The organism is Ruegeria sp. AL3, assembly GCF_056536065.1.
Genome location: NZ_JBQFJG010000001.1, coordinates 3,154,517 through 3,174,225, shown reverse-complemented (window position 1 = coordinate 3,174,225; position 19,709 = coordinate 3,154,517). Strand labels below are relative to the sequence as shown.

At 57.8% G+C, this 19,709-nt stretch carries 22 protein-coding genes; 12 read left to right on the top strand and 10 right to left on the bottom strand.

Translation table 11 applies throughout. The features are described 5' to 3' along the window. Window positions 1-37 precede the first annotated feature (37 nt). Window positions 38-1,018 carry an arginase family protein gene (locus ACR3E6_RS16060; RefSeq protein WP_171631238.1) on the top strand — a complete coding sequence of 327 codons (981 nt, stop codon included), beginning with the start codon at window positions 38-40 and terminating at the stop codon, window positions 1,016-1,018. Here the strand turns inward: ACR3E6_RS16060 and ACR3E6_RS16055 are convergent. Together ACR3E6_RS16055 and ACR3E6_RS16050 are read right to left on the bottom strand one after the other, a co-directional pair. Further along, complete coding sequence (locus ACR3E6_RS16055) at window positions 1,015-1,983, bottom strand: agmatinase (protein ID WP_480488015.1); 969 nt, start codon at window positions 1,981-1,983, stop codon at window positions 1,015-1,017. The two genes, ACR3E6_RS16060 and ACR3E6_RS16055, sit on opposite strands and share 4 nt — an antisense overlap. A gap of 73 nt (window positions 1,984-2,056) precedes the next feature. Continuing rightward, window positions 2,057-3,577 (bottom strand): trimethylamine methyltransferase family protein, encoded by a 1,521-nt coding sequence (locus tag ACR3E6_RS16050; protein ID WP_480488013.1) that lies wholly within the window; start codon window positions 3,575-3,577, stop codon window positions 2,057-2,059. A gap of 181 nt (window positions 3,578-3,758) precedes the next feature. On the opposite strand from ACR3E6_RS16050, the gene ACR3E6_RS16045 reads away from it, so the two are divergent. The 5 genes from ACR3E6_RS16045 (at window position 3,759) to ACR3E6_RS16025 (ending at window position 10,750) form a co-directional block, all read left to right on the top strand. After that, the gene (locus ACR3E6_RS16045) at window positions 3,759-6,194 is read left to right on the top strand and encodes a GcvT family protein (RefSeq protein ID WP_480488011.1); all 2,436 of its coding nucleotides are present in this window, start codon (window positions 3,759-3,761) and stop codon (window positions 6,192-6,194) included. Window positions 6,195-6,284: 90 nt separating this feature from the next. Continuing rightward, window positions 6,285-7,256: a LysR family transcriptional regulator gene (locus tag ACR3E6_RS16040; protein ID WP_480488009.1), complete on the top strand. Its 972-nt coding sequence runs from the start codon at window positions 6,285-6,287 to the stop codon at window positions 7,254-7,256. A gap of 222 nt (window positions 7,257-7,478) precedes the next feature. Beyond that, the gene (locus ACR3E6_RS16035) at window positions 7,479-8,087 is read left to right on the top strand and encodes a carboxymuconolactone decarboxylase family protein (RefSeq protein ID WP_171631249.1); all 609 of its coding nucleotides are present in this window, start codon (window positions 7,479-7,481) and stop codon (window positions 8,085-8,087) included. Between the two features lie 261 nt (window positions 8,088-8,348). Then, window positions 8,349-9,272, top strand: coding sequence for a polyphosphate kinase 2 (gene ppk2 / locus ACR3E6_RS16030; RefSeq protein ID WP_480488007.1), 924 nt, complete (start codon window positions 8,349-8,351; stop codon window positions 9,270-9,272). Window positions 9,273-9,391: 119 nt separating this feature from the next. After that, window positions 9,392-10,750 carry an MATE family efflux transporter gene (locus tag ACR3E6_RS16025; protein WP_348539499.1) on the top strand — a complete coding sequence of 453 codons (1,359 nt, stop codon included), beginning with the start codon at window positions 9,392-9,394 and terminating at the stop codon, window positions 10,748-10,750. Here ACR3E6_RS16025 and ACR3E6_RS16020 read toward each other — a convergent pair. After that, on the bottom strand, window positions 10,747-11,148 hold the full coding sequence (locus ACR3E6_RS16020) for a hypothetical protein (RefSeq protein WP_171631253.1): 402 nt from the start codon (window positions 11,146-11,148) through the stop codon (window positions 10,747-10,749). The genes ACR3E6_RS16025 and ACR3E6_RS16020 overlap by 4 nt on opposite strands. A 2-nt stretch (window positions 11,149-11,150) precedes the next feature. Beyond that, window positions 11,151-12,353 (bottom strand): pyridoxal phosphate-dependent aminotransferase, encoded by a 1,203-nt coding sequence (locus ACR3E6_RS16015; RefSeq protein WP_480488004.1) that lies wholly within the window; start codon window positions 12,351-12,353, stop codon window positions 11,151-11,153. A 92-nt stretch (window positions 12,354-12,445) separates the two neighbouring features. Between ACR3E6_RS16015 and ACR3E6_RS16010 the strand changes: the two genes are divergently transcribed. The 3 genes from ACR3E6_RS16010 to ACR3E6_RS16000 all read left to right on the top strand — a co-directional run bounded on the left by ACR3E6_RS16010 (window position 12,446) and on the right by ACR3E6_RS16000 (window position 13,667). Further along, window positions 12,446-12,838 carry a helix-turn-helix domain-containing protein gene (locus ACR3E6_RS16010; RefSeq protein WP_152458492.1) on the top strand — a complete coding sequence of 131 codons (393 nt, stop codon included), beginning with the start codon at window positions 12,446-12,448 and terminating at the stop codon, window positions 12,836-12,838. Between the two features lie 29 nt (window positions 12,839-12,867). Then, complete coding sequence (locus ACR3E6_RS16005) at window positions 12,868-13,092, top strand: succinate dehydrogenase assembly factor 2 (protein WP_170344713.1); 225 nt, start codon at window positions 12,868-12,870, stop codon at window positions 13,090-13,092. 77 nt (window positions 13,093-13,169) lie between these two features. Continuing rightward, on the top strand, window positions 13,170-13,667 hold the full coding sequence (locus ACR3E6_RS16000) for a MarR family winged helix-turn-helix transcriptional regulator (protein ID WP_171231368.1): 498 nt from the start codon (window positions 13,170-13,172) through the stop codon (window positions 13,665-13,667). A gap of 117 nt (window positions 13,668-13,784) precedes the next feature. Here ACR3E6_RS16000 and ACR3E6_RS15995 read toward each other — a convergent pair whose 3' ends face one another. Together ACR3E6_RS15995 and ACR3E6_RS15990 are read right to left on the bottom strand one after the other, a co-directional pair. Continuing rightward, a complete protein-coding gene (locus tag ACR3E6_RS15995; RefSeq protein WP_209832655.1) occupies window positions 13,785-14,486 on the bottom strand; it encodes a DUF1194 domain-containing protein in 702 nt (233 codons plus the stop codon). Beyond that, the gene (locus tag ACR3E6_RS15990; RefSeq protein ID WP_171631261.1) at window positions 14,483-14,911 is read right to left on the bottom strand and encodes a VOC family protein; all 429 of its coding nucleotides are present in this window, start codon (window positions 14,909-14,911) and stop codon (window positions 14,483-14,485) included. The genes ACR3E6_RS15995 and ACR3E6_RS15990 overlap by 4 nt, the downstream gene beginning before the upstream one ends. 175 nt (window positions 14,912-15,086) lie before the next feature. Between ACR3E6_RS15990 and thyX the strand changes: the two genes are divergently transcribed. After that, window positions 15,087-15,995, top strand: a complete 909-nt coding sequence (gene thyX, locus ACR3E6_RS15985) for an FAD-dependent thymidylate synthase (protein WP_152458489.1) — start codon at window positions 15,087-15,089, stop codon at window positions 15,993-15,995. Between the two features lie 365 nt (window positions 15,996-16,360). On the opposite strand, the gene ACR3E6_RS15980 is transcribed toward thyX, so the two are convergent. Continuing rightward, on the bottom strand, window positions 16,361-16,567 hold the full coding sequence (locus tag ACR3E6_RS15980; protein ID WP_152458488.1) for a cold-shock protein: 207 nt from the start codon (window positions 16,565-16,567) through the stop codon (window positions 16,361-16,363). 215 nt (window positions 16,568-16,782) lie between these two features. Between ACR3E6_RS15980 and ACR3E6_RS15975 the strand changes: the two genes are divergently transcribed. Further along, window positions 16,783-17,100 (top strand): ArsC/Spx/MgsR family protein, encoded by a 318-nt coding sequence (locus ACR3E6_RS15975; RefSeq protein ID WP_171631264.1) that lies wholly within the window; start codon window positions 16,783-16,785, stop codon window positions 17,098-17,100. Window positions 17,101-17,140: 40 nt separating this feature from the next. After that, the gene (locus tag ACR3E6_RS15970) at window positions 17,141-17,509 is read left to right on the top strand and encodes a hypothetical protein (RefSeq protein WP_171631266.1); all 369 of its coding nucleotides are present in this window, start codon (window positions 17,141-17,143) and stop codon (window positions 17,507-17,509) included. 1 nt (window position 17,510) lies between these two features. Here ACR3E6_RS15970 and ACR3E6_RS15965 read toward each other — a convergent pair whose 3' ends face one another. Genes ACR3E6_RS15965 through bufB form a run of 3 tightly spaced genes read right to left on the bottom strand, consistent with a single transcriptional unit; the run spans window position 17,511 to window position 19,641 of the window. Continuing rightward, on the bottom strand, window positions 17,511-18,029 hold the full coding sequence (locus ACR3E6_RS15965) for a DoxX family protein (protein ID WP_480488000.1): 519 nt from the start codon (window positions 18,027-18,029) through the stop codon (window positions 17,511-17,513). Then, entirely contained in the window at window positions 18,026-18,787 is a 762-nt protein-coding gene (locus ACR3E6_RS15960; protein ID WP_480487998.1) for an HvfC/BufC family peptide modification chaperone, read from the bottom strand. The genes ACR3E6_RS15965 and ACR3E6_RS15960 overlap by 4 nt, the downstream gene beginning before the upstream one ends. After that, entirely contained in the window at window positions 18,784-19,641 is an 858-nt protein-coding gene (gene bufB / locus ACR3E6_RS15955; protein WP_480487996.1) for an MNIO family bufferin maturase, read from the bottom strand. The genes ACR3E6_RS15960 and bufB overlap by 4 nt, the downstream gene beginning before the upstream one ends. Window positions 19,642-19,709 lie beyond the last annotated feature (68 nt).

Genomic DNA, 19,709 nt, shown 5'->3' with positions numbered 1-19,709 from the left:
TCTGATCGGGGGCGCTTTTCTTTGATCCGAGGAAACCATGACAGATCCGTATGAACAATCGATGATGGACAACCTGTATTGGTGGGGCGTGCCCACACTGTTCCGGTGTCCCAATGTCGGGCCCGAAGGGCAGGATATCGCACTGGCGGGCGTGCCGCATTCGACGGGCAACGGCACGACCGAAAGGGACCAGCACCTGGGACCACGCGCGTTGCGGCATGTCTCGGCAGTACAACGCAGGGTGCATTCGGTCTTTGAAATTGATCCCTGGCAGAGTGCGCGGATCGCGGATGTTGGTGATGTGCCTTTTCCAAAGGCCAACGACAACGAAGATTGCATCGAACGCATCACTGAATTCTACAAGACCATAGACACGGCCGGAGCGCGCCCCGTTTCCGTCGGAGGCGACCATTCCATCACCGGTGGCATTGTTCAGGCCCTGGGTGGCGGCAAGCTTGCAGGCGGGCAGCCGGTCAGCTTTCTGCATCTGGACGCGCATACGGACGTCTTCACCAAGGTTGATCACTTTCTGGGGGCCAAGAAATCCGCGGCTCACTGGGGGGCCTATCTGGCTGATCAGGGGCAGGTGGATCCAACCCGGTCGATGCAGATCGGTCTGCGCGGCCATCCACGCAGTCTGGACTGGCTGCAACCGTCTTACGATTACGGGTACAATATCGTCACCATGCGAGAGTTCCGACAGCGCGGATTGCAGGACGTCGTGGCGCAGACCAAAGAGGTTTTGGGTGACCGCCCGGTTTACATCACCTTCGATCTGGATTGTCTTGACCCAACCGTCGCGCCGGCCGTGTCAAATCTGGAACCGGGTGAGAAGGGGTTTGACATCGATGAGGCGGTCGGCATCCTGCGTGCGGCGCGCGGTTTGAACATCATCGGCGGCGATGTCGTCTGCATGATGCCCACCAAGGACAACCCCAACAACATCACCGCGCTGACGGCGGCGGCCGTGATGTTCGAGATGATTTCGATGATTGCCGAGAACGTCGCGCGGGCCTAGCGCCGCGCGTCGATCGCCTGTGCCAGAACGCAAAGCAGCTCGAACATCAGCGAGATGCCAAGCCACGCCGTTCCACCTTGGGGGTCGAATGGCGGCGACACTTCGACAAGATCGGCGCCAACAAGGTTCAGGCCGGACATCCTGCGAATGACCTGCTGGGCCTGAAAGCTGTTGGGCCCGCCGATTTCAGGTGTTCCCGTGCCGGGGGCGTAAGTTGGATCGACAAAGTCGATGTCATAGGTGCAATAGGTCGGCTGCATGCCGACGATATCGCGTACCTCGTTCATGACGTCGTCTATGCCCCGGTCGAACAGCTCTTCGACGCGAATGATGCGGATGCCCTGCGCCTCGCCCCATTCGATATCTTCAGTGTTGTAGGCCGTGCCACGGATTCCGACTTGTACAAAACGCTTCGGGTCCACCAATCTTTCCTCGACCGCGCGGCGGAACGGGGTGCCGTGGGTGAATTTGTGACCTCCGAAATAAGTGTCGAACAAGTCGGTGTGACTGTCGAACTGGATCAGGCCAACAGGACTTGAAGCGGCCAGGGCTCGCAGGACGGGCAGGGTGGTCAGGTGATCCCCTCCTGCGGTCAATGGTGTGATGTTGCGGGTTCGAAGATCAGTGTAGAAACGCGTGACCCGATCCAGCGTGTCTTCTATGTCGACGGGATTGGGGGCGACGTCTCCTAGATCTGCGCAGTTCACCATTGAAAACGGTGCCACACCCGTAACCGGGTTCATCGCCCTGATCATCGTGGAATAATCTCTTAATTGCCGCGGACCATGCCGGGCGCCGGGGCGATTGGTGGTTCCGCCGTCCCAAGGGATACCGACGATGCCCAGTTCGACTTCCGAGATACGTTCGTGCGCCAGATCCAACATGGGCAGGCGCATGAATGCGGGTATGCCGGCAAATCGGGCCAGTTCCATGGCGGATACCGGTTGAAAAAATGAATCGGCCATGATGCCCCATCCTCTGCAAGTTTCCTCAGCGACCCTAACGGTTCAGGACCAGGCAGGAAATGCCCGCGGCTCTTCAAGACAGGATATGAAAACGCCGGCGGATTTCGGCGTCTTGTTCCGGGGTGAGATATTCGGGGTAATGCGTGCGCAACACCTCTTGAGCGGCGCGCCGTGCGGATGACCACGCATCCATCGCGCCATCGGTTTGCCAGGTGCGGGGCTCCTGACGATCGGCGAGTTTCGGATAGAAATAGTCTCGTTCCATGGCTTCATAGGTTTGCTCGCTGCCCAGAAAATGCCCATCGCCCAAAACCGAATGGCATATGGCGTCAAAGCCAAGATTGGCTTCGGTGACCTCGATCCCGCGCAAGACGCGATACGTGTGCGAGTGCATTTCGTTGTCGAGAACGAAGGCCTCGAAGCTGACCCCGAGCAGAGATGCCGTCATGCCCGAGCTTTCATAGATCAGATTGCCTCCTGCCAGCGCTGCCGCCAGCGATGTGATGCCTTTTTCTGCCCCATGCTGGGCGTCGATGGCCTTGGCATCCGCCATCGAGGCGGCCACACCCGACGGCAAACCCAGCCAGTTCGTGATTTGCGCCGACGCCGCATTCAGGATTGCGGTCTCGCCGCTGCCCCCTGCGAATGAGCCGGTCCTGAGATCTACGATGAAGGGCCAGTTGGAAAAGATCATCGGAAAGCCGGGTTTGATCGCATTGACCATCACGAGACTGGCCAGCGTTTCGGCCAGTGACTGCGCCAGAAATCCGGCCAGAGTTGCCGGGGCGGTTGCGCCCGCCTGCGCGGCCGTGATGCAGGACATCGGAATGTTATGGGCGATGCATTCATAAACCACATCCACTGCATCCTCGCCGTATCGCATTGGCGAAATGATCGGACTTATATGCGCTTTGAGGAAGGGGCGTTTGGCGAATTCCCCGACCCCTCCGGCGACGATGTCCAGCATCTCGACGATCGGGCCAACATGTTCCGCCAACGTGAAAGACGTTGCCATTGGCTTGGTTGTGTTGCGTACCAAAGCGTAAACGGTGTTGACGTCCAGATCGAACACATCCGGGACATCGGTTGCCACGCAGCATCGGGTGAACCAACTGACATTGGCCAGCGTGTCCTGTAGCCGGGTGAAATCATGCAGATCGGCCAGGGTGGAGGGGCGATAAAGCCCACTGTTGATATCAAGGGTCTGAACCGCAGCACCGCCGGTGCCAAAATACACGCGGTCGCCACCCACCTCGATGGATCGTTTTTCATCCCGGCCATGAAAGGTAAAGCTCTTCGCGGCCGAGGCGATGGCCTGTTTGACCATTGAACGGGGAAAAACCAGCCGGTTCTGTTCCCGATCCTGGGCACCCGCCGCCCTGAGGTCGAAGGCCAGCCTGTCCGGCACGTCTCCCATCCCCAGCTTTTCCAGCAAACGCAGCGCCGTGTCATAGATCTTCTCGATTTCCGATATGCTCAAGGGCTTGAATGCCCCGCCTTTCTGACCGGGGGGGCAAGGATCAATGACGGGCTTGGCCGCACGCTGTGCATGCCGTGCTTTGCGTCCGCTTCGTTTGATGCTGTCGGATGGCATGTGTTTTCGTCACCTAGCGTTTTCCTGCACCGTAGGACCCAAGTTGTCCCGGTATCAAAGAAGAAGTGCCGTTTTCAGAATCCGAAATCGCGGTTTCGATTTTCCGGCACCCGTATCTGCCCTGTTGTCTGCGCATCCCGTTATTCAGCAAGACTGGTGCCGAAGTTGAAGGAGCAATGCCATGAAGTCGCGTACCAGAGCCGTTGTGATAGGGGGCGGGATCGCCGGATGTTCGACGCTCTACCACCTGACCCGGGAAGGGTGGACCGACGTGGTTTTGGTCGAACGGAATGAACTGACCTCGGGCACGACATGGCATTCGGCGGCGCAGGTCACCAATTTCGGCATGAACCAGACGATGGTCAGCCTGAAATCCCATTCGATCCGTCTGTACAAGGAACTGGCCGACGATCCGGATTATCCTATCAACTATCACCACGCAGACGGTGGGATACGTCTGGCGAATACTGAAGGGCAGATGCAAGGCTATCTTCACTTCGCGTCCATGGCGCGGGGGATGGACGTGCATTTCGAGGTGATCGACGCGGATGAATGTGCCCGGCGACACCCGTTGATTTCGACCGACAATCTCATCGGCGGGCTTTGGGATCCGCTGGACGGCGACATTGATCCGGCGCAATTGTGCCAGGCCCTTGCGCGCCGGGCACGCAAGGCGGGTGCCGAGGTGTATCGAAATACGCCGGTGACCGCGCTGACACAGCACAGCGATGACACCTGGACGGTGCATACCGAGCACGGGGATATCGACTGTGATGTCGTCGTCAACGCCTGTGGTTACAGGGTCAACGAAGTCGGCGCCATGATGGGTGTGCATCATCCTGTGTCGTCCATGGAACATCAGTATTTCCTGTCCGAAGAGATTGAGGCTATCCGGGATGCCGGGCATCGGATGCCGCTGCTGCGCTGCCCGATCAGCGACTATTATTGCCGACAGGAAAAGAACGGGCTGCTGCTTGGGTTCTACGAGCAGGGATGCAAAACCTGGGGTATGGACGGTATTGATCCGAACTTCGTGAACGCGCTGTGCCCGGATGATCTGGACCGTGTAACCGATGTTCTGGAAGGGGCCTTTGCGCGCATGCCCGCCTTGATGGAGGTTGGCATTCACACCGTGGTCAACGGGCCGATCACCTATACCATTGATGGTGCCCCATTGGTCGGTCCGATTCCGGGCAAGCGCAACGCGTACTGCATCATTGGACTGCGGGCCGGGCTGGGTGAAGGTGGCGGTCACGGGTGGTTGCTGGCACAGCAGATCGTGCATGGCGATGCATGTTATGACACGTGGTGCCTCGACCCGCGGAGGTTTTCGGGTCATGCCAATGTGGAACTCACCGCGCTCAAGGCGATTGAAGATTATCAGAACGAATTCAGGTTCCACTTTCCGCATGAACATCGCCCCGCGGGCCGACCCGCCAAAACGACCCCTCTGACGCCTGTTCTGGCATCCGAAGGGGCCGAGTTCACCGTGGTCAACGGATGGGAAAGGGTGGACTATTTCAAACCCGATCCCGATTTCTCGCCAACGCTCAGTTTCGATTTTGACGAAACCTTCGATTTGGTGGCCGCCGAAGTCGAAAGCATTCGAACCGGCGTCGGGCTTGCAGAGGTAAACGGGTTCAACCGTATCGAGATCACGGGACTGGACAGGCACGCATTCCTGGATCGGTTGTTTTGCGGGCTTGTTCCTCGGCGTGAGGGGCGTGTCGGGTTGGGATACCTGTTGAACGACCAGGGTATGATCAAGGCAGAGGCGACGGTTGCCAATCTGCCCGCCAGCCACAGGGGGGCGGCCCGCGTTTGGTATGGTTCCGCCGCGGCAAGCGAGTTTCACGACATGGATTGGTTGCGCCTGCATCTGCGCAGCGATGAGGACGTTCAGTTGCGCAGCCTGACAAATGATCAAACCATTCTGGTTCTGGCTGGCCCGAAGTCGCGTTCTGTCTTGTCAGCCTGCGCCAGAGGAGATTGGTCGGCAGATGCGTTCCCGTGGCTCAGCGTGCGCGAGTGCTTTGTCGGTATTGCTCCGGCGACGGTCATGAACCTGAGTTACTCGGGCGAGCTGGCCTATGAAATCCATGTTCCAAATGCCTCGCTCTATGCGGCCTATCTTGCCTTGCGCGAGGCCGGCGAAACGTATGGGCTGAAACAGTTCGGTGCCAGGGCCGTTGAATCCATGCGCATGGAGAAGAGCTTTTTGCACTGGAAAGCCGATCTGATCACCGAATTTGATCCTTTTGAAACCGGGCTGGATCGGTTTGTCCGACTGGACAAGGGCGTCTTCGTGGGGCGTGATGCCCTGTTGAGACGGAAGTCCGAAGGACAACGACGCAAGCTGGTCCCCTTGCGCATCGATTCAACCCTTGGCCCGGCGCATCCCGGCGCATCACTGATGCAGGATGACACTGTCGTTGGCACCATCACGTCGGGCGAATGGGGGTATCGCACGGAGCTGAATCTGGCGCACGCTTTCATTCATCCGTCCCTGGCGCAGCTTGGCCGCGAAATGGAGCTGGACAGCTGTGGTAAACGAATTGGTGCAACGGTTATCAGCCCAAGCCCGTACGACCCGGATTTTGTGCGGATGAAAGCCTAGAATCGACCGTTTTGATCAACTTCTTCATTGCCGCATGGGCAAAACTTTGCTTCGCTAGTTTCGAACAAATCGAAACAATGGTCGGTTGCCGTGTCCAAATCTCTGAGTCTTCGATGGCTGGAAGTGTTTCAGTTGATCGCCAAATCCGGATCGATTCAGCAAGTCGCATCAGAAACAGACTTGTCGATCAGCACGGTTTCGAACCACCTGCGCAGCCTTGAACGCGCGTTGGGGATTGAATTGGTCGACCATGGGCGTCGCCCGATGGGCCTGACGCCGGCGGGCGAGGTGTTTGCCCGCTATGTGCGTGAGGGTCTAACTGTGCTGAAGCGCGGTGAGGCCGAGATACGAACGGGAAACTGGCAGCATGCGACGGATCTGCGGCTGGCTTTGATCGATGACTTCGACAACCAGATCGCGCCCGACCTTGTTCGTTTTCTGGCGCAGGCTCTGCCGCGGTGCAATTTCCGCCATTTCACGCGCCCAAGCCACGAAATTCTTGCCAAACTTCAGGAACACAAGCTTGACGTGGGCGTCGCCACACGACCGCTTGGTCGTACCGAGGGGCTGATCGAATACCCGTTGATGAGAGACCCCTTCATCGTCGTGGTTCCCAACAAGTTCGAAGGATCCCCGGACGAGCTGTTCAACCCGGATGCCGATTTGCCATTGTTGAGGTATTCGCGTGACTATGTGATCGGCAAGCAGATTGAAACTCAACTGGCCCGAAGCAAGTTCAGCCTGCCCAACCGGTTTGAACTGGAGTGCAACCAATCCATCATCGGCTTGGTCGCGCAGGGCAGTGGCTGGGCAATCACGACCGCGGCGTGCTTTCACCGAACGCAGAGGTTTCACAACAGCGTAAAGGCCATGCCCTTTCCCGGCAGCAACTTCGTTCGCACAGTGTCGCTGTTTACAACCGAAGTATACCCGGCAACGACGTCGGAGCTGATCCAGAAGGCCATGAGCAAATTGATACGTCAGCATTTCACAAGACCGATGTGTGCCCGGCACAATTGGCTGAAGAATGAGTTCCGCACCATGGAGATAGAGGGCGCCTAGCCCAATCTGACCGGGTTGCCGAACAGCTGGTGGTTGAGGACGAATGCTCGGACGGCTTTGGCTGGACAGGCCGTGCAGGTGTTTCGGAAAACCGGGCCGATGTTCAAATTGCGGTCTGCGCTGGTTCGGGTTCTTTCTGACGGGGTGTCGAATTCGTCTCGCCTCGGGCTCAAAGCGCTTCTAGTCTCTGAACGACAGGCAATCACGTCAACAGGAAGCCAAATGAGCTGGATCAGAACCATCCCCTTCGAGCAAGCCACAGGCAGGCTGAAGAAACTCTATGACCGCGTCACGGGCCCGGGCAACAATGTGGACAATATCATGATGGCGCATTCGTTGCGCCCGCATTCGATGGAAGGGCACATGGCGATCTACAAGGCGGTGCTGCATCACTCGGGCAACAAGACACCGAAATGGTTTCTTGAGGTGCTGGGCGTGTGGGTCAGCTCTCTGAACCGTTGCGGATATTGCGTCGAACACCATTTCGCAGGGTTGCAGCGGTTGCTGGCCAACGAAGAACGGGGAAACGCGATCCGGGCGGCGATCGAAGCCCGCGATCCGGCGGCCGCGCCATTGGATGCAGCGCAGGTGGCGGCCATGACCTATGCGCGCAAACTGACCGAGGATCCGGGCGATCTGGTCGAAGCGGATGTGATCGCGCTGCGCACGGCAGGGTGGGATGATGGAGAAATCCTCGAGATCAATCAGGTCTGTTCCTACTTCTCTTATGCGAACCGCACGGTTCTGGGGCTGGGATGCTCGACGGAAGGCGACGAATTGGGTCTGTCGCCCAACAACTCTGACAACCCTGACGATTGGGGGCATAGATGAAACCTGAAACAAGGGGATCAGCGATCCGGTGCGCCAAACGGGCGCCAGCTTTGGCCATGTTGGCCGAGGTCGATTAGACGATCCTATTGAGGATTCAGGCAAGGGCCGCTCGGGCATAGCTTGAAAAACGACGTTTGTATCGGACCCTTGTATCCAGTGCGGAATTTGTGGGTTTTTGAGGCATCAATTTGACCCCAATCAAAGCGCATCCATGGCCTTTCTGCTAGCTCCTTTCCGGGACAACAGAAAAGGAAAGATTTCATGGAAGCCATTGCTCGGGTCGAAACAAATTCAACTCAGGTCAAGACCGGGCCGACGCCGGTTGCAGACGTCGCAGAGCCCAGCCCTGAAAAGATCCGGCAGGCGTTTGAAAGCGGCAAGTACCCCTATGGCCGCAAGATGGCGCGGTCGGTGTACGAAGAACAGAAGGCCAAGCTTCAGGCAGAGTTGCTGAAGGTTCAGTTGTGGGCGCAGGAAACCGGGCAGCGTTTCGTTCTGCTGTTCGAAGGGCGCGATGCTGCCGGCAAGGGCGGTACGATAAAGCGCTTCATGGAGCACCTCAATCCGCGTCAGGCCAGGGTCGTGGCCTTGAATAAACCCACTTGGGAGGAAAAGGGGCAGTGGTATTATCAGCGCTATGTTCAGGAACTGCCAACGGTTGGCGAAATGGTGTTCTACGACCGGTCCTGGTACAACCGCGCGGGTGTCGAGCGGGTGATGGGCTTCTGCTCTCCCAATGAATATCTGGAGTTCATGCGGCAGACGCCAGAGTTGGAGCGGATGCTGGTACGTTCGGGCATCCAGCTTTACAAATACTGGTTCTCGGTCACGCAGGAAGAACAGCAGCGTCGTTTCAAAAGTCGCGAGACGGATCCTCTAAAACAGTGGAAATTGTCACCAATTGACAAGGCCAGCCTCAGCAAGTGGGACGATTACACCGAAGCTAAAGAGGCCATGTTCTTTTACACCGATACCGCGGACGCGCCGTGGACGATCATCAAGTCGAATGACAAAAAACGCGCGCGGCTGAATTGTATGCGCCATTTCCTGTCGACGCTGGACTATCCGGGCAAGGATCACGACATTGTGGGTGAACCCGATCCGTTGATCGTGGGGCAGGCGCATCACGTGATTCACCGCTCCGAGCATATTCTGGGTACGACACTGCATCCGGACGCTCGTTAATCACGCCGGTGCCCGCCTGGACCGTGCAAGCGGGCACCGAGGTATCATGTTGACATTTTAGCGATCATCTCTTGTCTCGCGCCAAGCCCGCGCATATGGCTGGTGCGATGACAAAAGTGATGACATATCCGGCCCACTTTCGGGCAATTGCCGTGCTTGGCCTGCCGTTGATCGGCGGCCATCTGGCGCAGTTTGCCATCGGCCTGACCGACACCGTCATGCTGGGCTGGTACGGGGTCGAGGCGCTGGCAGCGGTTACCCTGGCCAGCAGCTATTATTTCGTTCTGTTTTTGTTTGGTGCGGGGTTTGGCTGGGCTGTCATGCCGATGGTTGCCACCGCAGCGGCAGAAGGGGACGAAACCAGCATTCGCCGCTCGACCCGCATGGGGCTGTGGTTGTCACTGCTATACGCTGCGGTGGTCATGCCGTTGTTGTGGTGGTCCTATCCGATCCTGATCGCCATGAAACAAGAGCCGCATATCGCTGAAACCGCGTCGGAATATTTGCGCATTGCCGGTTGGGGATTGTTTCCGGCTCTCATCGTTATGGTGTTGAAATCCTACCTTGCGGCCCTGGAGCGAACCCAGATCGTGCTGTGGATCACGGTTACGGCGGCGGTTGTGAACGGGTTTACCAACTATGCGCTGATCTTTGGCAACTGGGGCGCGCCGGAACTGGGTGTGATGGGCGCTGCGATCGCTTCGATCGCGACACAGGTCGTTTCACTGGTCGCGGTTGTCGTCTATGTCGTCCGGACCTTGCCGGAACACAGCCTGTTCCAGCGCTTCTGGCGTCCGGATTGGGAAATGTTCATCAGCGTGTGGAAACTGGGCGTGCCCATTGGCCTGACAACCCTGGCCGAGGTGTCGCTGTTTGCAACATCCGCCGTGATGATGGGCTGGCTGGGTCAGGTCCCGCTGGCCGCGCACGGGATCGCCCTGAATTTGGCGTCGGCCACATTCATGGTGCATCTGGGGCTGTCAAATGCGGCCACCATCCGGGCCGGCAACGCGTTGGGCCGCCGTGACAAGGCGCATCTGGAGAAAGGTGCGATTGCCGTGACAGGCATGTCGCTGGTCATGTCCGTCGTGACCGTCATCCTGTTCCTGACATATGCCGAGCCGCTGATTTCCCTGTTCATGGAGGCCGATGATCCGCAGCGCGGACAAATTCTGGCTATCGGGACAGGATTGCTGGCCATGGCTGCCCTGTTCCAACTGGTCGACGGGGCGCAGGTGATTGCGCTGGGACTGCTGCGTGGTTTGCAGGATGCCAAGATACCGATGGTTATGGCGGCGCTCAGCTATTGGGTGGTGGGAATTCCGGCGTCCTACTATTTCGGCTTCGTCCGTCAGATGGACGGCATCGGTGTCTGGCTGGGGCTGGTGCTTGGCCTGGCATTCGCGGCGGTGCTGCTGATGGCCCGGTTCTGGATGCATTCGGTGCGGCAGATGCAGGCGCCGGCGGAACCGGCCTAGTCTTTGCTCAACCGGTCGGCTTTTTTCCGAACCAGAACCGTGCGCAGATCGTGCATCGCCATCAGCAATCTGTCGGTTACATCCTCAAGCTGTTCGTCGCTTGCCTTGGACTGCGCCCATTGCGTTGTCAGGTTCAAATAGTCGACAGCGCGGTGAATGTCGTCGATGTCGCGCTGGGCCAATATGGCCCGGCGCTCGTCCATCCATTGGGCGATCTCTGCCTGATCCCGTTCGGACAAAACCCGTTGCCCGTGTGGCTTGACCTCACCGTTGCGGATGTTGATGACGGCGATCTGGTCCATCTCGATCCGGCGCTGGCGGTTTTCCGTATCGATCCGAAACACCGCGGCCCCGTTTTCACGGATGCGAAAATAGTATTCGGGCAGGTCGGCAGACATGTTTACCTCAGCGATGCACAAAAGCGCTGTATACGAGCGCAGGCTTCGGTCAGGGCTGCGTCTGACGTCGCATAGCTGACCCGGAAGTTGGGTGACAGGCCGAAGGCCGCGCCAAACACGACGGCGACATCCGCCTCTTCCAGTAGGGCCGTGGCAAAGGCTTCATCGTTTTCGATGACGGTTCCCGCGGGTGTTGTTTTGCCAATCAGCCCGGCGATCGAGGGGTAGACATAAAACGCGCCCTCGGGTGTCGGGCAGGTTATGCCGTCAATCTCGTCCAACATCCGCACCACCAGATCACGGCGGCGTTTGAACGTTTCATTGTTCGGGGCCAGAAAATCCTGTGTTCCGTTCAGCGCTTCCACCGCCGCCCACTGGCTTATCGAGCAGGGGTTCGAGGTGGATTGCGACTGGATCTTGCGCATCGCCGAGATAAGTTCGACCGGACCGGCCGCATAACCGATGCGCCAGCCGGTCATGGCGTAGGCTTTCGAAACACCGTTGCAGGTGAGCGTCCTGTCATACAGGCCGGGTTCCACCTCGGCAGGCGTGCAGAATTCAAACCCATCATAAGCCAGGTGTTCATACATGTCGTCCGACATGATCCAGACATGCGGATGGCGCATCAGAACATCGGTAAGGGCCTTGAGCTCATCCCGGCTGTACCCTGCGCCTGTCGGGTTCGAGGGCGAGTTGAAGATGAACCACTTTGTCCTTGGGGTGATGGCGGCTTCCAGTTGTTCTGCCGTCAGCTTGAAGCTGTTGGCCAGCGTCGTTTCAACAACAACAGGCTTTCCACCTGCCAGCAAAACCATGTCGGGGTAGCTTACCCAATATGGCGCGGGGATGATCACCTCATCACCATCATTCATTGTTGCCATCAAGGCGTTGTACAGCGTCTGCTTGCCGCCCGTTCCAACCGAGATCTGCGCGGGCGTGTAGTCAAGCCCATGATCGCGCTTCATCTTGGCGCAAACCGCCTGCTTCAGTTCCGGAATGCCGTCCGGTGCGGTGTACTTGGTTTTTCCGGCTGCAATCGCTGCAACAGCGGCGTCCTTGATGTTTTGCGGGGTGTCGAAATCCGGCTCACCCGCGCTCAGGCCGATCACGTCGCGCCCGGCAACTTTCAACTCGGCGGCCTTGGCTGTCATGGCGATCGTGGGCGATGGTTTGACGCGTGACAGTGTCGCAGACAGGAAACTCATGGATGGCCTCGGTTTGTATGTTCAACCCGACTGTCATAGGGTGCGCCGGAATGACGATCAAGCCGTATGGACAAAGTGAATTGGAGACCCCGATGAATGATGAAAAAGACTGGTATGGACCTGAGTCTGCGACATTCGGGGACCGTTTGGCAGGCGCGCGCGAAGCGGCCGGAATGACCCAGGCAGAGCTGGCGCGCCGCCTTGGCGTCAAGAAGACGACGATTGTCGATTGGGAAAACGATCTGTCCGAGCCGCGTGCGAACCGGTTGTCGATGATGGCGGGGCTGGTCAATGTCTCGATCATGTGGCTGCTGACCGGTGAGGGCGAAGGCATGGATGCCCCGGTGGAAGAGGGCGAAGGTGGAATGGAACTGTCGACCGCGGTGGCCGAACTGCGCGCCATCCGAGGAGAGATGCGGGTTTGCGCTGAACGTGCGGCGCGACTGGAAAAGAAAATGCGTCTGATGCTGGAGCAGAAGAATTGAGTGAACCCCGGGACGTACGCATCAAGCGAATGAAAATGCGATCCATGCGGCGCGGGATCAAAGAGATGGACATCATCCTTTCCGCTTATGCCGATCGCAACCTGGCCGATATGGATGCCGCCGGGCTGGATGTCTTTGACGCGCTGCTGCACGAAAACGATCAGGACCTGTATCAATGGGTCACAGGTCAGGTGCAGCCGCCGGCGCAGTTTGCCAGTTTGATTTCAAACATCGCGCAGACCTTTCAGAAATAAGACAATACCGGCTTAACCGATTTTTCGGACTTTCAGGTCATCGTGTCTCAAACAGCACGACTGAATCGGAGGGTCGGATGAGTATCGAAATGCAGGTCTCCGGGCTGGGAGCCAAGGGGTTCATGACCAGCTATCTTGAGGCGCTGGCCCTGGTGGAGCGGCTGCACCGGTTGCTGCTGGACGTCATCAAGGATGAATTCGAGCGCGTCGGCGTGCTGGAAATCAACGCGGTTCAGGCGTTGCTGCTGTTCAATATCGGCGATCACGAAGTGACGGCGGGTGAGCTGAAAAGCCGCGGCTACTATCAGGGCAGCAATGTCAGCTACAACCTCAAGAAGCTGGTTGAGATGGGGTATATGCACCACCAGAGATGCGAGATTGACCGCCGCTCTGTCCGCGTGCGTCTGACTCCACGAGGCAGGGAAATCCGCAATATCGTGTCCGACCTGTTTGCGCGTCACGCCGAAGGATTGCAAAGCAGAGGCGTGTTGGAGTTGGAAGGTATCGAAGACATCACCACGTCGCTGCGCCGGGTGGAGCGATATTGGACCGACCAGATCCGATACATCTACTGACCGCAGCTGTGCGTCGCGCAGAACCAAATCCGTCCTGCACTGATGCACAGGCCTGGCGGCCTTGTTCAAATGCGGGTCCAGAGAGCAGGCCCGCAAAAGCAGCACTCAGGCGCGGATTTATTGCGGGTCTTCATCAAGCGCACCAATCTGCAAACCGCTCAATTCCCGTTTCAGCTTTTTCCGCATGGCCCGTTCGAAATCTTCGAACCCCTGAGCGACCTCCAAAAAGGCACCGGGACCATGCAGGACGTTGTTTTCAAAAAACGGGATCAGAAAAAGTTCGCCTTCAAAATCCGCCGCGTTGATTACGAGGCCATTGACCACCACATTCTGAAAAGCGAAGTGCCGATAGGCTATCCGTGGTCCGTAGCCATCATTGTTGGAACCATCTCCGGACAGGTCAATCGTTTGAAACAAGCAGTCGGGTGCCTGGTTCATCAAGGTTGACCCGTAAGCCAGGGCATAGCCCATGGCGGTCGCTGATCCGGTATCTGATCTCACAGAGGCACTTATCTGACCGGAGGCGAAAAGCAGGTCGGCAACATCTTCTATCAGCATCCAATTCAAAATGACGTGCTGGGTGGAACGACCGCTCCATTCGTAAACAGCCAAAGCAACCGGCATGGGAGAGGAGAAAAAAGCCTCCTGCACTTCGGGTGCGATCAGCGCAGCCGCCAAACCCTGCCGTTGCAGCACGTCCTCGGCCTCATCGACCGACACTGAAATGTCCATGGCCAATGCAAGGGCCAGACGACACGTCTCGGCCTTGATCGGGCTGGCCAGCACGGCCAACCCAAGCGTTATGACCCACCGGATCACCAGTGGCCAACGCTTTCCATGCTGGCCCAAGGTTCCTTCGGCTCCAGAGCATCCCCGTTTTGCAAAAGCTCGATCGAGATATTGTCGGGTGAGCGTACAAATGCCATGCGACCATCACGCGGAGGGCGATTGATCGTGACACCATTATCCTGAAGGTGCTGGCAAACCTCGTAGATGTTGTCGACGCCATATGCGAGGTGACCGAAATGGCGGCTGTCGCTGGGAAGGCCGTCATCACCGTCCCAGTTGTAGGTCAGCTCGATCGGCGCATCCTCCTGCCCCGGAGGGGCCATGAAAATCAGTGAAAACCGCCCGGCGTCGCTGTCATAGCGGCGTGTTTCCTTCAAGCCCAGAAGCTTGTAAAACGCCATGGATTTTTCCAGATCCTTCACGCGGACCATGGTGTGAAGATATGTCAGCGCCATTTTGGCCATCCTTTTCGACTCAGTTTGCATTGAGCTTAGCGCGCCGACCTAATGTGTCGAGACCGCCGGGTCTGGCGAATTGAAATTTGCGTGGGTTGCGGCATATATCGCGGTTTCGATGTTGCGGCTGGCGAGATATAGTAGGGGGCGACTCATTGCCAGAAAGGAAAACCTGATGCCGCTGTCCGCTGACCAACAGGCCGAGATCGAAGCGCAACGTGCGCAATCGCATCCCACTCGTCGCGTCGTTTCAGCGGGAATGGAAGATCACCTGTACACCGCGCATCAGGTTCTGGATCACGGCTTTGTCCGCGTGATTGATTACATGGGCGATGATGCGGCCATCTGTCAGGCCGCGCGTGTGTCCTACGGCAAAGGAACCAAATCGGTTCAGAATGACGAAGGTCTGATCCGGTACCTGATGCGGCACTGGCATTCGACCCCTTTCGAAATGTGCGAGGTCAAACTGCATGTAAAGCTGCCGGTCTTCGTGGCGCGGCAGTGGATTCGGCACCGTACGGCCAATGTGAATGAATACTCGGCGCGATATTCAATTCTGGATCGTGAATTCTATATTCCCGCACCCGAACATGTGGCCGCCCAATCAGAGGTGAACAATCAGGGCCGTGGTTCTGCTCTGGAAGGTGAAGAGGCCGCGCGTGTTCTGGACATCCTTAAGGCCGACAGCGCCCGGTGCTATGACAATTACGAGTCGATGATCAGCCAGGACGGGCAACAGGGGCTGGCACGAGAATTGGCCCGGATGAACTTGCCCGCAAACATCTATACGCAGTGGTATTGGAAGGTCGACCTGCACAACCTGTTCCATTTTCTGCGGCTGCGCGCTGACCCTCATGCTCAATATGAGATCCGCGTCTACGCTGATACGATGTGCAAGATCGTCGCCGACTGGGTGCCCTTTGCCTATAAAGCCTTCGAGGATTACCGTCTTGGGGCCGTCAACCTGTCGGCTCAGATGGTTGAAAGCCTGCGCCGCATGCTGGCGGGTGAGGACGTCACGCAGGAAAGCTCGGGCATGACGGCTCGGGAGTGGCGCGAGTTCGAAGAGATCATTCGCAAATAGAATTCGAATTACCGCGCGCCTATTTTTTTCGGATTGTCATGCCAAGCGATCCATCGCCTAAGCAGAGTGTGGGCTTTTGCGACGCATGCACGATGACCTGAAACCGGAACGAAGGGCGTCGCAACGTGCCAGCGTCGCCCCGAGCGCACAATGAAAGCCTGGGAAATCCGGTTTGCGGGCGGGGCTGGGATCTGGTTGCGGGAAACCGGGGTATCCGACACCACTGCAACGGATATACACCATTGACGCCGCGCAAATGAACAATCCGCGCGCGGGTAATGGAACAGGCCCGGTAGGGGGTGGTTGACGGCCGGAAATTGGCCGCCAACCTTAATGGATTCATCCCGCAATCAGTGGGGATGTCGTTACAACGGCTTCAATTCCGCAGCCATTTGTCGGCCGTCGCGCCCGTCCTGCAACTCGTACGAGACTTTCTGATTGTCTGCGAGTCCGGTGAGGCCGGACCGTTCTACGGCCGAGATATGTACAAACACATCTTTGCCCCCTTCATCAGGGGCAATAAAACCATAACCTTTAGTGGTATTGAACCATTTCACGGTGCCGGTTGGCATGTCCCGTGTCTCCTTCTACTTGCGCATTGTCCCACAAATTGGTGGGGGCTGTGGTCAGCGTCGCCACAAAAAAAGACTGTTTGGCACTTTCTGAACAGTCCGTTTCGTGTGTTTCGCCTTTTTCAACATTGCACGGTGAAGTAAAAAATCAAGAATAACCGCCGGAAACTGGCAAGTTTGCCTAAAATGCAATCAAATGCAGGAGCAGTAAAAACATGCGCCTTTATGGATTGAAAACCTGTGACACCTGTCGCAAAGCATTGAAAACGTTACCAGACGCAGAGTTTGTGGATGTCCGCAGTGATGGCGTGCCGGATGCTGTGCTGTCGCAGGCTCTTGCTGGCTTCGGCGAGGCTTTGCTCAACACCAGGTCAACGACATGGCGCGGATTGGATGACAACCAGCGCGCGAAAGCACCTTTAGAGCTTTTGAAACAGCATCCCACCCTGATGAAGCGCCCGTTGATCGAGAAAGACGGAGAGCTGTTTCTTGGCTGGACCGCGGAAACTCGCACGCAGCTTGGTATTTCTTAAGGAATGCTTATGTGCCTGCAAGCAACAGTGAGGACGTTCAATGCGTAATGCCGCCATGATCTTGGGCGTGATTGCCGGGCTGATCGGGATGATCGTCGGGTTTTTCGGGTATGCGAAGGTGGTCGTCATCGATCACGTCGGCGAGATAGACGGCGTTCTGAGGCAGGTAGACAACCCTGACCTGATTCAGGCTGTGTCGATCATCGCGCCTTTGTTGGCCATTGCCGGGGGCGCGATGGCGCCCGCGCGCGCTCTTGTTGCGGGGATCCTGCTGCTGATTTCGGCGGGGGCGATGTATTATGCATTTGGATTCGGTGTGTTCACCATGTTCCCGATCGCGTTTGCCGGGGTTGCCGGGGTGCTTGGGCTGGCAGCAGGTAAACCGGACCAGCCCAAAGCGCATTTCTAGGTCACTTCAGGCGCAGGATCCGATCAAGTGAGATGGGGCCCGCGCCGTTGATCACGATCACCAGCATCAGGAACGTCCACATCGTGCGCTGATCCATAATGGATGGCGCCGCGTCGAACAGGCTGCCCAGTTTCACGCCATGGCCGATGACATCGACCAGGGTCTGCACCCAGATGAAACCGATCATACCCAAGGCCGCCAGGCGGGTGAACAGACCGACCAGCAGCAGCGCAGGCAGGACGAATTCTGCAACCGTGCCAAAGAAAATGACGACCCGTTGAAAGAGCGTCATTTGGGATACGTCGTAAAGGACGGCTTCGGCTGCTTTGGGGAAAATCTGACCGAAGGCACCGGCCGAAGGTGAAAAGATCGAGCCGTCGATCTTCAGCATCGCCGAGTTCCAGTAATAGACCAGAAGAACCGCGACAAAGACCAGTCGCGCCAGCGTGGGTGTAAGCCAGTTGGACGCCAGGTCCACTTTTCCCAGAACGTTGTTGTGAAGTGAGATCAGGGCAGTCATGTCTCCAGCCTTTCGATAGTCACAGAAGTTATTGCACCGCCCTGCAAAAGCAGTGCCAGAGTGGTTCCAAGGTCAAATTCCGGTTGCGCCGCAGCGGTTTTTTCAAATGCTTCGCCGATCGTGTCGCCGCCTTGCATATTAGCGATCCAATCGGCGCCGCCGGCTGGCAGCAACTGGGCAACCGGGTCGAATTCCGGGCGTGTGATCAAAACATCCTCAGCTCGCGCATCTGGTTTCGGCGCGTTGGTTTCGGTGTTGAAACGCCAGATCGCGTGAATGGGCCAGTCCGAGCGTACCACCCGCATGGCCGGGGCAAAACGCAGCCGGGTTCGCATGACCTGTTCGGGGTCTACTGCCAGCGCGTCTGCCGGGGCGGGTTGGCTGTCGGCGGCGTGGTACGACTTGCGCAACGCAAGTTCCAGCTGCGCCACATCCGGCAGGTAACCAAGATGGGAAAGCTGCGGCATTTCGGCCAGAAATTCGGGAAAGGCTTCACCGTAGAACATCATCAGCGGTGATGATGGCGGGTGCTGGCGCAGAAATATCCCGGCCAGCCCGTCCATGTTCTGTGGCCCCAGCAACTTGGTGATGACTGGGAACGCCTGATGCATCGCTTCGGTCAAGGACACGGCGACATTGTTGCGATAGACGCTGAACCGACGACCGGCTGGCTGCGCCTGGGCGTCCAGCAAACCTTCGGGGACAGGGGTTGACGCATCCATCATGGCCGCGCGAAATTCGGATTGCGAAACGCTCATGCCGGGATCCGTTCCAGGGCGGTCTGCGCGCGAACGGCTTCTTCCCGCAAAATGGACCAGTCCGGTACGTCGGTATCCCACTCGATCAGGACGGGTTTCGGCCCCGTACGTTCCAGCACGTAATCCAACAGCGCCCAGACCGGATCGACGACTTCACGCCCGTGGCTGTCGATCAGCAGCGGGTGGCCGTGATCGTCTTCCTCCTCGTCATGGCCCCCAAGGTGAATTTCTTCAACTTTTTCAAGTGGATAGGCGTCGATGTAACCCTGAGGAGAGAAATCCAGATTGGTGGCAGAGACAAAGACGTTATTGACATCCAGCAACAAGCCACTTCCGGTGCGACGTGCAATTTCGCGAAGAAAGTCCGGCTCGGACCAGGTGCTTTCTTCAAAAGCCAAATAGCTTGAGGGATTTTCCAACAGCATTTGCCGTCCGACGGTGTCCTGAACCTGATCGATATGATCGCAAACGCGCGTCAGTGTTGCGTCGGTATAGGGCAGGGGCAGCAGGTCGTTGTAGAAATGGGTGTCATGTGTGGACCAGGCTAGGTGCTCGGAAAAGCTGGCGGGATTCAGCCAGCCCACCAGATGTTTCAGCCGGGCCAGGTGATCAGGGTCCAGCGCGCCTTCGCCGCCGATGGACAGGCCAACGCCATGGACCGAGATCGGAAATTGTTCGGAAAGGTGGCGCAGCTGCGCCAGAGGCCGCCCGCCGTCGCCCATGTAGTTCTCGGCATGGATTTCCAACCATGCGACGGGCTGTGCGTGTTCAAGTATCTGAGCGAAGTGTTGCGGCTTGTAACCAACGCCCGGCGCTGCGGGCAGACGGTTCGACCGGTGGGCATCATCCAGCATGGGTCAGTTCCTTGATCACGAAAGGGAAGGGGCGGGCGATGGTGCCCGCCCCTGAATTCGTCAGGCCG

Coding starts and splice junctions, on each gene's coding strand:
- ACR3E6_RS15975 (WP_171631264.1), top strand. CDS start 16,783: ATGCGCCTTTATGGATTGAAAACCTGTGACACCTGTCGCAAAGCATTG.
- ACR3E6_RS16055 (WP_480488015.1), bottom strand. CDS start 1,983: ATGGCCGATTCATTTTTTCAACCGGTATCCGCCATGGAACTGGCCCGA.
- ACR3E6_RS15980 (WP_152458488.1), bottom strand. CDS start 16,567: ATGCCAACCGGCACCGTGAAATGGTTCAATACCACTAAAGGTTATGGT.
- ACR3E6_RS16035 (WP_171631249.1), top strand. CDS start 7,479: ATGAGCTGGATCAGAACCATCCCCTTCGAGCAAGCCACAGGCAGGCTG.
- ACR3E6_RS15970 (WP_171631266.1), top strand. CDS start 17,141: ATGCGTAATGCCGCCATGATCTTGGGCGTGATTGCCGGGCTGATCGGG.
- ACR3E6_RS16015 (WP_480488004.1), bottom strand. CDS start 12,353: ATGAGTTTCCTGTCTGCGACACTGTCACGCGTCAAACCATCGCCCACG.
- ACR3E6_RS16020 (WP_171631253.1), bottom strand. CDS start 11,148: ATGTCTGCCGACCTGCCCGAATACTATTTTCGCATCCGTGAAAACGGG.
- ACR3E6_RS15990 (WP_171631261.1), bottom strand. CDS start 14,911: ATGGCGCTGACATATCTTCACACCATGGTCCGCGTGAAGGATCTGGAA.
- thyX (WP_152458489.1), top strand. CDS start 15,087: ATGCCGCTGTCCGCTGACCAACAGGCCGAGATCGAAGCGCAACGTGCG.
- ACR3E6_RS16000 (WP_171231368.1), top strand. CDS start 13,170: ATGAGTATCGAAATGCAGGTCTCCGGGCTGGGAGCCAAGGGGTTCATG.
- ACR3E6_RS16005 (WP_170344713.1), top strand. CDS start 12,868: ATGAAAATGCGATCCATGCGGCGCGGGATCAAAGAGATGGACATCATC.
- ACR3E6_RS15960 (WP_480487998.1), bottom strand. CDS start 18,787: ATGAGCGTTTCGCAATCCGAATTTCGCGCGGCCATGATGGATGCGTCA.
- bufB (WP_480487996.1), bottom strand. CDS start 19,641: ATGCTGGATGATGCCCACCGGTCGAACCGTCTGCCCGCAGCGCCGGGC.
- ACR3E6_RS15965 (WP_480488000.1), bottom strand. CDS start 18,029: ATGACTGCCCTGATCTCACTTCACAACAACGTTCTGGGAAAAGTGGAC.
- ppk2 (WP_480488007.1), top strand. CDS start 8,349: ATGGAAGCCATTGCTCGGGTCGAAACAAATTCAACTCAGGTCAAGACC.
- ACR3E6_RS16060 (WP_171631238.1), top strand. CDS start 38: ATGACAGATCCGTATGAACAATCGATGATGGACAACCTGTATTGGTGG.
- ACR3E6_RS16045 (WP_480488011.1), top strand. CDS start 3,759: ATGAAGTCGCGTACCAGAGCCGTTGTGATAGGGGGCGGGATCGCCGGA.
- ACR3E6_RS16050 (WP_480488013.1), bottom strand. CDS start 3,577: ATGCCATCCGACAGCATCAAACGAAGCGGACGCAAAGCACGGCATGCA.
- ACR3E6_RS16025 (WP_348539499.1), top strand. CDS start 9,392: ATGACATATCCGGCCCACTTTCGGGCAATTGCCGTGCTTGGCCTGCCG.
- ACR3E6_RS16010 (WP_152458492.1), top strand. CDS start 12,446: ATGAATGATGAAAAAGACTGGTATGGACCTGAGTCTGCGACATTCGGG.